9 protein-coding genes, 1 tRNA gene and 1 other RNA gene are annotated in these 15,015 nt (G+C 36.6%); all 11 read left to right on the top strand.

Annotated features, from left to right (window positions below):
- Positions 1-19: 19 nt before the first annotated feature.
- Complete coding sequence (gene gltB / locus KA828_RS06685) at positions 20-4,540, top strand: glutamate synthase large subunit (RefSeq protein ID WP_210125830.1); 4,521 nt, start codon at positions 20-22, stop codon at positions 4,538-4,540.
- An 18-nt stretch (positions 4,541-4,558) separates the two neighbouring features.
- Positions 4,559-6,022, top strand: coding sequence for a glutamate synthase subunit beta (locus KA828_RS06690; protein WP_210125832.1), 1,464 nt, complete (start codon positions 4,559-4,561; stop codon positions 6,020-6,022).
- A gap of 113 nt (positions 6,023-6,135) precedes the next feature.
- Positions 6,136-6,228: transfer RNA gene (locus tag KA828_RS06695), tRNA-Ser, on the top strand.
- Positions 6,229-6,419: 191 nt separating this feature from the next.
- Positions 6,420-7,868 carry a PTS system trehalose-specific EIIBC component gene (gene treP / locus KA828_RS06700; protein WP_107630193.1) on the top strand — a complete coding sequence of 483 codons (1,449 nt, stop codon included), beginning with the start codon at positions 6,420-6,422 and terminating at the stop codon, positions 7,866-7,868.
- 251 nt (positions 7,869-8,119) lie between these two features.
- A complete protein-coding gene (gene treC / locus KA828_RS06705) occupies positions 8,120-9,754 on the top strand; it encodes an alpha,alpha-phosphotrehalase (RefSeq protein ID WP_210125834.1) in 1,635 nt (544 codons plus the stop codon).
- Positions 9,755-9,775: 21 nt separating this feature from the next.
- Entirely contained in the window at positions 9,776-10,501 is a 726-nt protein-coding gene (treR, locus tag KA828_RS06710; RefSeq protein WP_210125836.1) for a trehalose operon repressor, read from the top strand.
- A gap of 91 nt (positions 10,502-10,592) precedes the next feature.
- An RNA gene (ffs, locus tag KA828_RS06715) (signal recognition particle sRNA large type) lies at positions 10,593-10,862 on the top strand.
- 304 nt (positions 10,863-11,166) lie between these two features.
- Positions 11,167-11,694, top strand: coding sequence for a GNAT family N-acetyltransferase (locus KA828_RS06720; RefSeq protein WP_210125838.1), 528 nt, complete (start codon positions 11,167-11,169; stop codon positions 11,692-11,694).
- A gap of 68 nt (positions 11,695-11,762) precedes the next feature.
- Positions 11,763-13,475, top strand: coding sequence for a DNA polymerase III subunit gamma/tau (dnaX, locus tag KA828_RS06725; protein WP_210125840.1), 1,713 nt, complete (start codon positions 11,763-11,765; stop codon positions 13,473-13,475).
- 155 nt (positions 13,476-13,630) lie between these two features.
- Positions 13,631-13,948: a YbaB/EbfC family nucleoid-associated protein gene (locus KA828_RS06730; protein WP_001213992.1), complete on the top strand. Its 318-nt coding sequence runs from the start codon at positions 13,631-13,633 to the stop codon at positions 13,946-13,948.
- 5 nt (positions 13,949-13,953) lie between these two features.
- Complete coding sequence (recR, locus tag KA828_RS06735; RefSeq protein WP_053030221.1) at positions 13,954-14,550, top strand: recombination mediator RecR; 597 nt, start codon at positions 13,954-13,956, stop codon at positions 14,548-14,550.
- The last annotated feature ends 465 nt before the right edge of the window (positions 14,551-15,015 follow it).

The raw sequence follows: 15,015 nt of genomic DNA on the forward strand, positions 1-15,015 counted from the left end.
CTCAAAAGGAGTGGGCATCATGTTTGATGAAAGATTAAAAAGAGGATTATATGATTACCGTGAGGAACATGATGCATGCGGTATTGGCTTCTACGCAAACATGAATAATTTAAGGTCGCACGATATTATTGAAAAATCACTTGAAATGTTACGTCGACTTGACCATCGTGGTGGTGTTGGTGCAGATGGTATAACAGGTGATGGTGCAGGTATTATGACCGAAATACCATTTCAATTTTTTGAAGCACATGTCGATTTAGACTTACCTAATGAGGGCGATTATGCGGTAGGTCTTTTTTTCTCTAACGAAAAGATACAAGGTACGACACACGAATCGCAATTTAATCATTACTTTCAAAGTGAAGGCCTAAAAGTAATTGGCTATCGAGATGTACCTGTTGATGTCAACGCCATAGCGCCTCATGTTGCATCTACAATGCCACACATTCAACAAGTGTTTATAGATATTCGATCAGTTGTAACGCCGGTTAAACCATTATATATTGCAAGAAAGCAAATAGAGCAATATGCAGAACAGCACGACTTAGGTCTTTATTTTACAAGCTTATCCCACAAGACGATTGTATATAAGGGGTGGTTACGCTCAGATCAAATTAAAAAATTATATTTAGATTTAAATCATGAAGATTATCAATCTAAGCTAGGTTTAGTACATTCAAGATTTAGTACAAACACTTTTCCGAGTTGGAAACGTGCACATCCCAATCGTTTATTAATGCATAATGGTGAAATCAACACAATTAAAGGTAATGTGAATTGGATGAGAGCACGTCAAAGACAATTAATTCAAACATTATTTGGCGAAGAGCATAGTAAAATACAGAACATTGTTGATGAAGATGGAAGTGATTCAGCAATTGTAGACAATGCGCTAGAATTTCTATCATTGGCAATGGAACCTGAAGAAGCTGCGATGTTGCTTATCCCTGAACCATGGTTATATAACAAAGAAAATGATGCGAATGTTCGTGCGTTCTATGAGTTTTATAGTTATTTGATGGAACCATGGGATGGTCCAACGATGATTTCGTTCTGTAATGGAGATAAAATTGGTGCATTAACTGACCGTAATGGATTACGACCAGGTCGCTATACAATTACAAAAGATAATTTTATTGTCTTTTCATCTGAAGTAGGTGTTGTGGATGTACCAGAAGACAATGTTGCTTACAAAGGACAACTTAATCCTGGAAAGTTACTTCTTGTAGATTTTGAGTCACGTCAAGTGATTGAAAATAATGAGTTGAAAGCGCGTATTGCCAGTCAATATCCTTATAAGAAGTGGTTAGATAACAATAAAATAGATTTACAATTAGAAGCGCAAACCTATCGCCAGCCTTCATTGAATCACAAGATAATATTTAAGTTACAACGTCAATTTGGATATACCAAAGAAGATATATATAAATATATGGCTGAGTTAGTGAAAGGTAAGAAAGATCCAATCGGTGCGATGGGGTATGATGCACCACTTGCCGTATTAAACGAGAGACCAGAATCATTATTTAATTACTTTAAACAGTTATTTGCACAAGTAACCAATCCGCCTATTGATGCCTATCGTGAAAAGATTGTAACGAGTGAATTATCATATTTAGATGGAGAAGGTAACTTATTCCATCCGGATGAAACGGTATTGGATCGTATTCAATTAGCGAAACCGGTCCTGACTTTAACGCAACTCAATAGGATTAAACAAAGTAAGTTTAACGTGAAACACTTGTCTACACTATATCAAGATCATCTTGAAGCGGCATTGGAAAGATTAGGTGACGCTGCGATACAAGCTACACGAGAAGGTTATACGATATTAGTCCTAGATGATAGTGAACTCATTGATTGTCATATCGAGGATGGAGCATCGAAACAATGCTACGCTATGCCAATACTTCTGGCTATCAGTCATATTCATCAGTTATTGATAAGAGAAGGCTTACGCATGGATACGAGCTTAGTAGCGCTATCTGGTGAAACGCGTGAGGTACACCATGTGGCATGTTTATTAGGATATGGTGCGAATGCGGTCATTCCATATTTAGCACAACAAACCATTGCCCATTTAACTGAAACACATCGTTTAGAAGGCACGATTTCAGATAATGTTGAAACTTACACACGTGTTCTATCAGAAGGTGTTATTAAGGTGATGGCGAAAATGGGTATCTCAACTGTTCAAAGTTATCAAGGGGCTCAAATCTTTGAAGCGGTTGGTTTATCCCAAGATGTAATTGATGCTTATTTTACTGGAACACAATCTAAATTATCAGGGTTAAGTATTCAACAAATTGACGTTGAGAATAAAATGCGTCAACAAAGACATAATGAGTACCTTGATTCGGGAAGTGTCTTCCAGTGGCGCCAACAAGGTCAACATCACGTATTTAATCCTACAACCATACACATGTTACAACATGCATGTCGTGAGAATGACTATACACAGTTTAAAGCTTTTTCTAATGCTGTACATGATCAAAGAAACGATCATTTACGTGATTTATTAGAATTTAAAGCACAGCAACCGGTTCATATTAGTGAGGTTGAGCCAGTAGAAACTATTGTTAAACGTTTTAATACAGGTGCGATGAGTTACGGTTCTATTTCTGAAGAAGCGCATCAAACATTGGCCCAAGCCATGAATCGTCTTGGTGGTAAAAGTAACAGTGGTGAAGGTGGCGAAAATCCCAAACGGTATGAAATTCAAGCGGATGGAAGTGTGTTATCAAGTGCGATTAAGCAAGTGGCTTCAGGGCGTTTTGGTGTAACGAGCGAGTACTTACAACATGCAAAAGAGTTACAAATTAAAGTTGCTCAAGGTGCTAAGCCGGGTGAAGGTGGACAGTTACCTGGAACGAAAGTTTATCCATGGATCGCTGAAACACGTGGTTCAACGCCAGGTATTGGGTTGATTTCACCACCGCCTCATCATGATATTTATTCAATTGAAGATTTAGGGCAACTTATTCATGATTTAAAGAACGCGAATAGAAATGCAGACGTAGCAGTTAAATTAGTTTCAAAAACAGGAATCGGAACCATTGCATCAGGTGTTGCTAAAGCATTTGCAGATAAAATTGTCGTGAGTGGATATGACGGAGGTACAGGTGCATCGCCTAAGACAAGTATTCAACACGCTGGGTTGCCTTGGGAACTTGGCTTAGCTGAAACACATCAAACATTGAAATTAAATCATTTACGTAGCCGTGTCCGCTTAGAAACAGATGGTAAGTTGATGACGGGTAGGGATGTGGCATTAGCATGTGCATTAGGTGCTGAAGAATTTGGATTTGCGACTGCGCCATTAGTTGTTTTAGGGTGCATCATGATGCGTGTTTGTCATAATGATACATGCCCAGTAGGTATTGCGACACAGAATAAAGATTTGAGAGCACTATTTAGAGGTAAGGCTGACCACGTTGTTAACTTTATGCATTTTATTGCTGAAGAGTTAAGAGAGGTCTTAGCTTCATTAGGATTAAGAACGGTTGAAGAATTGATCGGACGTACCGATTTATTACAACGTTCAAGTCGAATCGATGAACGTTCGAAAGCAGCAACATTGGATATCGAAAAGTTATTGGATTCAGTTGATGGGCCTAATGCAAAAGAAATCAATCAAAATCATCATTTAGATATCGGTTTCGATTTAAATTATCTTTATAAAGATGCTAAGCAAAGTATTGAGGATGGAAAAGTATTTAAAGGGAACTATGTGATTAATAATGAACAACGAGATGTAGGGGTTATTACAGGAAGCTATATTACACAGCAACACGGTGCTAATGGCTTACCAGAAGCAACTATTGTAGCTGAAACGCAGGGACATGCAGGACAGAGTTTAGCAGCATTCGCACCGTCAGGATTGTTAATTCAACATACAGGTGATGCAAATGATTACGTTGGTAAAGGTTTATCAGGCGGTATAGTTGTTGTTAAAGCGCCAAATAAACAGCGAGAACGTGAAATTATAGCTGGAAATGTATGCTTCTATGGCGCTTCAAAAGGTAAAGCCTTTATTAATGGTAGCGCTGGCGAACGCTTCTGTATTCGAAATAGTGGAGTTGATGTGGTTGTCGAAGGTATCGGTGATCACGGTTTGGAATATATGACCGGAGGACATGTAGTCAACTTAGGGGATGTTGGTAAGAACTTTGGTCAAGGCATGAGTGGTGGTGTTTGTTATGTATTCCCAAGTGATATTGAATCATTTAAACATAAGAATCAATTGCCAACCTTAGCGTTTAAGGAAGTGACGCATAATGAGGAGAAAACGTTACTTAAAGCTATGTTAGAAGAGCACTACCACTATACACAAAGTACAAAAGCAGCAGCAATTTTAAATGATTTTGCACATGTGGCAGATAAAGTTGTCAAAGTAATTCCAAAAGATTACGAACTAATGATGCAAAAAATTGAATTACAAAATCGTAATTTACTACAAATAGATGAAGCTAAACTAGCAGCATTTTACGATGACCGTACGGCAATTGCCAAAGAATTACAACCAGCAGTGATTTATTAAAGAAAGGAGTGGTCTGTGATGGGGGAATTTAAGGGATTTATGAAATATGAAAAGCAATCATTATCTGAACTGTCTTTAGTTGATCGTTTGAAGCATCATGATGCTTTTCAACAGCGTTTTTCTCGTGAAGAAGCGTCCATTCAAGGTGCACGATGTATGGACTGTGGGACACCATTTTGTCAAACAGGTCTTCCTTTCGGGAGAGAAACTATTGGTTGTCCAATCGGTAACTATATCCCTGAATGGAATGATTTAGTTTATCGACAAGATTTTGAGTCTGCCTATCATCGTTTGAGTGAAACAAATAATTTTCCTGAATTTACGGGACGTGTCTGTCCAGCACCTTGTGAACAGTCTTGTGTTATGAAAATTAATCGTGAATCAGTTGCCATTAAAGGTATTGAGCGTACGATTATTGACGAAGCCTATGAACACGGGTGGGTTAAGCCTAAATATCCTAAACGACGATTAGAACAATCTGTAGCAATTGTAGGAAGCGGGCCAGCCGGTCTTACTGCTGCCGAAGAGCTCAATTATAAGGGTTACCAAGTGACAGTGTTTGAAAGAGCTGCTGAAGCGGGTGGCTTACTCATGTATGGTATTCCAAATATGAAATTAGATAAAGAGGTTGTACGTCGTCGTATCGCATTAATGAAAGAAGCGGGTATTACCTTTAAGACGAATACCAACATTGGTGTAGATATATCACGTGAAACATTAGAGCAGACGTATGACGCTATTATCTTATGTACGGGTGCTCAAAAAGCGCGTGACTTACCATTAGAAGGGCGTATGGGCCAAGGGATACACTTTGCTATGGATTATTTAACTGAACAGACTCAGTTATTAAATGGTGAAATAGATGAACCAACAATAACGGCTAAAGGGAAAAACGTCATCATTATTGGTGCTGGTGACACTGGTGCAGACTGTGTCGCTACCGCATTACGTGAGAATTGTAAGTCAATAGTACAATTCAACAAATATACAAAAGCACCTGAAGAAATCGCATTTGAAAGTAATACGTCATGGCCATTGGCATTACCTGTCTTCAAAATGGATTATGCACACAAAGAATATGAAGCACGTTTTGGTAGAGAACCGCGTGCCTATGGTGTTCAAACAATGCGGTACGATGTAGATCACATTGGTAATGTTCGTGGTGTATACACACAAATTTTAGAAGAAACACCAGATGGAATGGTTGTTGTAAATGGTACTGAAAGACATTGGCCAGCAGATCTAGTTCTTTTATCAATCGGTTTTGAAGGCACAGAACCAACTGTCCCAAGGTCATTTGATATTGCGACACAACAAAATAAAATTATCGCCAACGATAAAGACTATCGTACTAATAAAGAAAAGATTTTTGCCGCTGGAGATGCGCGAAGAGGTCAGAGTTTGGTAGTTTGGGCAATTAAAGAAGGGCGTGGCGTTGCTCAATCAGTAGATCACTTCTTAAAACAAAAGGTATTCGTGTAAGTTCAATGACGTATAAGCGCTTACTAAAAATAAAAATGAATAATTTTACATTTTGACTATAAAAGTGATTGACTTCCAATGAACCGTGGTATATGATATTTATTGTGTTCATTGGAGGAATACCCAAGTCCGGCTGAAGGGATCGGTCTTGAAAACCGACAGGGCCTTAACGGGCCGCGGGGGTTCGAATCCCTCTTCCTCCGCCATTATAATTAAAATCCAAGACTAATAAATATAAAAAAGACAAGTACTCAATGTTTAATATGTTGAGTACTTGTCTTTTTTATTGCATTTAGCGCCCATTCTAGAATGAAAATTCAACAATATTATGAAAGCCTTTACAAAACTTGTCTAGACAAGCTATACTTGGGTTATTAAAAATAAGGGAGTGAAAGGCGTGGCTGTAAAAAGAAAAGATGTGCAGGATATCGTCAAAGCAATAGGTGGGCAAGAAAACATTGAAACTGCAACGCACTGTGTTACACGACTGCGTTTAGTGTTAAAAGATGACAATAAAGTTGATAAAGATGCATTAGACGATAATGCACTTGTTAAAGGTCAATTTAAAGCGGATAATCAATACCAAATCGTTATAGGACCTGGTACCGTGGACGAAGTGTATAAACAATTTATTCAAGAGACAGGTGTAGCAGAATCCTCAAAAGATGAGGCTAAAGCTGCTGCAGCGAAAAAGGGCAATCCTTTACAACGACTTATAAAACTATTGGGAGATATCTTCATTCCGATTTTACCGGCATTAGTTACAGCAGGTCTCTTAATGGGGATTAATAATTTACTTACTATGGAAAAATTATTTGGCCCTAAACCACTTGTTGAACAATATCCTCAGTTGGGTGATATATCGAATATTATTAACGTCATCGCAAGTACAGCGTTTATCTTTTTACCAGCGTTAATTGGTTGGAGTAGTATGAAAGTGTTTGGTGGTAGTCCAATATTAGGTTTAGTACTTGGACTTATCCTAATGCATCCACAGTTAGTTTCACAATATGACATTGCTAAAGGCCATATTCCGACATGGAATCTTTTTGGGCTTGAAATCAAACAATTAAACTATCAAGGCCAAGTCTTACCAGTTTTAATTGCAGCCTATGTCTTATCACTCATTGAAAAAGCACTAAATAAAGTTGTTCATGACTCAATTAAAATGTTAGTTGTCGGACCAGTAGCATTACTGGTCACTGGATTCTTAGCATTTATAATTATTGGTCCGATTGCACTTGTGATAGGTACTGGAATTACTGGTGCAGTTCAATTTGTCTTCGAACATGCTGGTTGGTTAGGCGGTGCGATTTATGGATTCTTCTATGCACCACTTGTTATTACGGGATTACACCATATGTTCTTGGCAGTTGACTTCCAATTAATGGGAAGCAAACTGGGCGGTACATATTTATGGCCAATCGTTGCAATATCTAATATCTGTCAAGGTTCGGCAGCGTTTGGAGCGTGGTTTATCTATAGACGACGCAAAATGGTAAAAGAAGAAGGTTTAGCCTTAACTTCAAGTGTATCAGCATTTTTAGGTGTTACAGAACCTGCAATGTTTGGTGTGAATTTACCGTTAAAAGTACCTTTCTTTGCTGCTATTTGTACATCAAGCGTTTTAGGTGCTATTATCGGTGCTAAAAAGGTATTGGGTAGTGTCGGTGTAGGTGGTGTTCCAGCCTTCATTTCAATTCATAGTGAATTTTGGTTTATTTATATGCCAGTTACATTACTTGCTGTGGTAATACCAGCTATTTTGACAATTGTCTTTGCAAGATTTACAACAATTAAAGCTAAGAAGATGGTTGAAAACCCTGAAGAAACAGCAGCTAAATAAATTTACAAATAAAGACGTTGAAATATAAAATGCTATTTTGCAATTTCGCAGTAGCTGACTGAACTGAGAGGACGTTTAAATTAAGTTTTTTCGGTTCTAGTCATTCTTGCAGGCGGGCTCTGCAGAGAGATTTTCACAAAGAAATTTTACAAGTTAAGCAAACTGGGAGGGGGGATAACGAATTCGAAAAAATTCTATCCCACTCCCTTTAAATCGCATTAATACGATTAATAAGTGAAAGGTGAGTATACATGGCACAAAAAGATTGGAAAAAGTCTGTCGTTTATCAAATTTATCCCAAATCATTTAACGATACAACAGGTAATGGTGAGGGAGATTTAAAAGGAATTATTGAAAAATTAGACTATATTCAATATTTAGGTGTTGATTACATTTGGTTAACACCTGTTTATGAGTCACCGATGAATGATAATGGTTATGATATTAGCAATTACTTGAAAATTAACGAACGCTTCGGGACGCTAGAAGATTTTGAAACATTAATCAGTGAAGCACATAAGAGAGACTTAAAAGTCATGATAGATATTGTTATTAATCATACCTCTACAGAACATGAATGGTTTAAAGAAGCGATCCGTTCGAAAGACAATCCGTATCGTGATTATTATTTCTTTAAACCATCACAAGATGGGCCTCCAACTAATTGGGAATCGAAGTTTGGTGGTAATGCTTGGCAATACGACGAGAAGACAGATGAATATTATTTACATTTATTCGATGTCACACAAGCAGACTTAAATTGGGATAATGAAGCAGTGAGACAGGCTTTATATGATGTTGTTAACCACTGGATTGAATTTGGTGTAGATGGTTTCCGCTTTGATGTAATTAATCTTATTTCTAAAGGTGAATTTAAGGATTCTCCTAAAATTGGAAAAGAGTTTTATACTGACGGACCACATGTACATGAGTATCTACATGAACTCAATCGTCATACATTTGGAGATAAAGATATGATGACGGTAGGAGAAATGTCATCAACAACCATTGATAATTGTATCAAATATACAAAATCTGACCGACAAGAATTAAGTAGTGTCTTCAACTTCCATCATCTAAAAGTAGATTATGTTGATGGAGAAAAGTGGTCAAATGCGAAATTAGACTTTTTAAAACTAAAAGAAATATTGATGGATTGGCAAGTTGGAATATACGAAGGTGGCGGATGGAATGCGATTTTCTGGTGCAATCATGATCAACCACGCGTTGTATCTCGTTTCGGTGATGATTCTACAGAAGAAAATCGACAAGCAAGCGCTAAGATGTTAGCTATCGCATTGCATATGTTGCAAGGTATACCATACATTTATCAAGGCGAGGAAATCGGTATGACGGATCCGCACTTTGATTCTATTCAACAATATCGTGATGTTGAGTCACGTAATGCCTATGATAACTTAAAAGAACAAGGTATAGATGAAAGTGAAATTTTAACTATTCTAGGGCAAAAATCACGTGACAATTCTAGAACACCTATTCAATGGACATCAGGTGAGCAAGCAGGTTTCACTTCTGGTACGCCTTGGATTGATATACCAAACAATGCGCAATATATTAACGTAGAAGCAGCAATTGAGGACAAAACATCCGTACTACACACGTATCGCGAACTGATTCGATTGCGTCATGAACATGATATTATCACTTATGGTGACATCGAGCCGTTATATATGGATCACCCACAATTATTCATGTACCGTCGAAATTATGATGGTCAAACATGGCTCGTGGTTGCTAACTTTTCAAAAGAAGCAGTAAAATTACCTGAAGACATCAATAGACAAGGAACAGTTATTATTCAAAATGGCACAATAGAAAATGGTAAAATATCTCCATTTGGTGCAATTGTCATTGATGTTCAATAGATTGATGTAATGGAGAAGGACATGGCAACACAAAAATTCATAACGATATATGAACAACTCAAGCAACAAATACATGAAGATGTATATACCAATGGACAACAACTTCCGTCAGAACATGAATTGGTAACACGATATGGCACATCGCGTGAAACTGTTCGAAAAGCACTGGACTTGTTAGCAAATGATGGTATGATTCAAAAAATTAGAGGTAAGGGATCTATTGTTATTGATCAAGGTGTTACGGAGTTCCCATTTTCAGAATTAATTAGCTTTAAAGAAGTGCAAGAAGAACTGGGTTTGAAACATGAAACTGAAGTACGCATTAACGAGCGGATTAAAGCTAACTCGGTACCTTATGTTAAAGCGCAATTAAACCTTAAAGGTGATGAGGAACTGATTCATGTTGTACGTACAAGAAGTATCAATCATAGAGTGAAGATTTTAGATGAAGACTACTTTTTAGCTTCAATCGTTCCGGGCATTACGAATTCAGTAGCAAAAGATTCTATTTATCAATATTTAGAAACACAATTAGAATTAGATATCAGCTATTCAAGCAAATCGATTACGTTTGAGCCTTTTACCGAAAATGCCTATGATGTTTTCGGTAAAATACAACCACCATATACTGCAACAGTGAGAAGTGTCGTTTATTTAAATAACACAACGCCATTCCAATATAATGTGTCGAAGCATTTAGCAACAGAATTTAAATTCCAAGAATTTTCAAGACGACATAAATTATAAGATGGTATCAAGCTATTTTTGAGTCGATGATATGGAGAATTAAAACTTTACACTTGCAATAGGAAGAACGTTTATAGTATTATAAAACTTACCGTGCTAGGTGGGGAGGTAGCGGTTCCCTGTACTCGAAATCCGCTTTATGCGAGACTTAATTCCTTTGTTGAGGGTGTGTTTTTGTGAAGTCTGCCCGAAGCACGTAGTGTTTGAAGATTTCGGTCCTATGCAATATGAACCCATGAATCATGTCAGGTCCTGACGGAAGCAGCATTAAGTGGATCCTCATATGTGCCGTAGGGTAGCCGAGATTTAGCTGTCGACTTCGGTAACGTTTGTGATACACACTCGATTCGAAGGTGCACGGTTTTTTAATACGTTAAATTAACCGAAATAAATCAAATTTTTAGCATAAATTTAAAAGAGATCCTGTAATATAAATAATGTAATGATGCTACTTTGCGAGTTCGCAGTAGCTGTCTAAATTGAGAAGGCGCTTAAATCAAGCATTTCTCAGTTCTAGTCATCCTTGAGGGGGTGGGACAACGAATTTAAACAGAATTCTGTCCTGCTCCCATTTTTTTGTATAAAATATAGATAAATAAAAACGGGAAAGCGATATGTCCAAGTGTCGAACGAAGAACACTTTGACGCATTAGAGGGGTGTCAATATGCGATTATTCTTAAGTACATTAACGGAAATGGATTATAGCGAAACTTTGAATAGAATAGAATCAAGTTATGATGAGAAACATCAAGGTGCTGGTCAAAGACAACGTGCACTCATTTCAAAATTACGTCAAGCAGCGAATTATAATTATGAACTCGAAGTCATTGCTAAAGATGAATCGGGCGATATTATAGGACATGTCATGCTTAGCGAGATCAATTTGAATGCTGGAAATCAGTGTTACAAAGCACTAGAATTAGCGTCCCTTATAGTTGAACAGCCATATCGTAATGAAGGGTTGGGCAAAGCCTTAGTCCAAGCTGTTGAAGAACGCGCGAAATCACAACACTATACGACTATCATTGTGGGGTGTTGTCCAGAGTATTTCGAAGGGTTAGGTTATGAATCGGCAGACAAATATCATATTTTCTCAAAAGAAACAGATGCGTCTATGTTACGTGTTAAATTTCTATGGGATCAACTGGATGACTATCCACATGGTATTGTGCAAGACGCAGATATGACATAATAAATTCATTGAAATTAAGGCGATAATGCGTGATATAATGTAGAGTAATTGTTAACGGAGGTGCGGATGTGAATTATCAAGCTTTGTATCGAATGTTTAGACCCCAAAGCTTTCAGGATGTTGTGGGGCAAGAACATGTAACTAAGACGCTACGAAACGCCATTTCCAAAGGTAAACAATCACATGCCTATATCTTTAGTGGCCCTCGTGGAACTGGTAAAACGAGTATTGCTAAAGTGTTTGCTAAAGCAATAAATTGTTTAAATCCTCAAGATGGCGAACCATGTAATGAATGTGCGATTTGTAAAGGCATTACGCAAGGTACGAATGGCGATGTGATTGAGATTGATGCTGCAAGTAATAATGGTGTAGATGAAATTAGAAACATTAGAGATAAAGTTAAATATGCGCCTAGTGAGTCGAAATATAAAGTATATATTATTGATGAGGTGCACATGCTAACAACTGGTGCGTTTAATGCGCTATTAAAAACACTCGAAGAACCACCGGCACATGCTATTTTTATTCTTGCTACAACTGAACCACATAAAATCCCACCTACGATTATTTCGCGAGCGCAACGTTTTGACTTTAAAGCGATAGGTACAGAACAAATTACAGATCGCTTGCGCTTTGTAGCTGAAGAACAACATTTAGATTATGATAATGAAGCCCTTGAGTTTATTGCTAAAGCATCTGAAGGTGGTATGCGTGATGCGCTAAGTATTATGGACCAAGCTATCGCATTTGGTGATGAGCATCTTACACTACAAGATGTATTAGATGTAACGGGTAGTGTGGATGAAGCGGCATTAAATGAATTATTTAAAGACGTTGTTGAAGGAAATGTTAAAAATGCATTTACACGCTATCATCAATTTATTTCAGAAGGAAAAGAAGTAAACCGTCTTATTAATGATATGATTTATTTTGTTCGCGATACAATTATGAATAAAACGGTCGATAATCATGCAGAATTCGATGCGCTAATGAATTTTAATTTAGATACGCTTTATCATATGATTGATATCATTAACGATACTTTAGTATCGATACGTTTTAGTGTGAACCAAAATGTGCACTTTGAAGTGTTACTAGTAAAAATTGCTGAAATGATGAAAACACAGCCTGACACTGTAACAAATGTTGCGACAACACAAGTTGCGTCACAACCTAATAATGACGTGTTGTTACAACGTATGGAACAACTAGAAAATGAACTAAAAACACTTAAAGCTCAAGGTATCACTCAAGCAAATTCAAAACAGCATGCTACACAAACCAACACGCGTGGCAGACGTCAGAATAAAGGTACTTTCTCAATGACGAATATTGCTAAAGTATTAGACGAAGCAAACAAAGAAGATATTCAACTATTGAAGAAACACTGGCTAGAAGTAGTAGACTATGCGAAAAAGAATGATAAGAAATCATTGGTAAGTTTATTACAAAACTCAATTCCTGTAGCTGCTAGTGAAAAACGCGTATTAGTTCAGTTTGATGAAGAGATACACTGTGAAATTGTTAATAGAGATGATGAAAAACGAACTAGTATTGAAAATGTAGTGAGAAACATCATTAATAAGAATGTTGAAGTAGTGGGCGTCCCTTCAGATCAATGGATGAGAGTAAGAACTGAATATATTAATAGTAGAAAGCAACAAGATAAAGATAATCAAACAACACCAACTAATGGTGAAGAAAGTAAGCAAGACACAGATGTAGCGCAGAAAGCCCGTGACTTATTTGGTGAAGAAACTGTTCATTTAATAGATGAATAATCCTTTTTGTTATATTAATAGTAAGAACTTGATTTGAGTATAGGATTGTTGAATTGATTCTAGAAACAGAGATACATGACAATAAATATAAACGTATGTATAATAAAATATAAATTAAAAGATAATGTCGATACATTCAAGGAGGAAAAGATATTATGCGCGGTGGCGGAAATATGCAACAAATGATGAAACAAATGCAAAAAATGCAAAAGAAAATGGCTCAAGAGCAAGAAAAATTAAAAGAAGAACGCATTGTTGGTACTGCAGGTGGTGGCATGGTAGCTGTTACAGTTACTGGTCACAAAGAAGTTGTAGATGTTGAAATTAAAGAAGAAGCGGTAGATCCAGATGATATCGAAATGCTACAAGATTTAGTTTTAGCAGCAACGAATGAAGCGATGAATAAAGCTGACGAATTAACTCAAGAACGTTTAGGTAAGCATACACAAGGCTTAAATATTCCGGGAATGTAATATAGATGCATTATCCTGAACCTATATCTAAATTAATAGATAGTTTTATGAAACTGCCAGGCATTGGTCCCAAGACGGCTCAACGTCTGGCATTTCATACTTTAGATATGAAAGAAGACGATGTAGTACAATTTGCTAAAGCCTTGGTAGATGTTAAACGTGAGCTTACTTATTGTAGTGTATGCGGTCATATAACTGAGAATGACCCTTGTTATATTTGTGAAGATAAACAACGTGATCGCTCAGTTATATGTGTAGTTGAAGATGATAAAGATGTTATTGCGATGGAGAAGATGAGAGAATATAAAGGACTTTACCATGTACTACATGGCTCAATCTCCCCAATGGATGGAATAGGGCCAGAAGATATTAATATACCGACATTAATAGATAGATTAAAAGATGATGAGGTTAAAGAATTAATATTAGCTATGAATCCTAATTTAGAGGGAGAATCAACGGCGATGTATATATCTAGATTGGTGAAACCTATTGGAATTAAAGTCACTAGGTTAGCCCAAGGACTCTCAGTAGGTGGAGATTTAGAATATGCTGATGAAGTTACTTTATCTAAAGCAATAGCAGGAAGAACAGAAATGTAAAACATAGAGTCGCTATTAGCAAATTGATAGCAAATATAGCTATAACGGTTATATTTCAATTTGCAATAGCGTTTTTTTAATTTGTTTTAAAAAAATGTAAATTTTTTAAAGTTTGTTATTTGAGTGATTAAAACGCATTAAAGTGGGTATTAAAAGCGATATAATACATATAAACGAACTATTTATTTCTTGTCATTAACTAAAGTTTGTTTATTAAGTGTTTTAGAGCTTTTCGCACTGGATAAAGTGTAATTTTTACTGTTGTTAAAATGGATAAATGCCTGTATAGTATATATTTGTTGAGCGAAACAAATCAACGAACATTAAAACACTTCAAAAATTAATAAAAAAAGTTATTGACTTTATTGATAATAGCGAGTATAATTAATTCTTGTGGTAATAAAAAATGAACATTGAAAACTGAATGACAATATGTCAACGATAATTCCAAAAAACATTACCTTA

This window comes from Staphylococcus sp. GDY8P85P (assembly GCF_017892405.1).
Taxonomy (GTDB): domain Bacteria; phylum Bacillota; class Bacilli; order Staphylococcales; family Staphylococcaceae; genus Staphylococcus; species Staphylococcus borealis.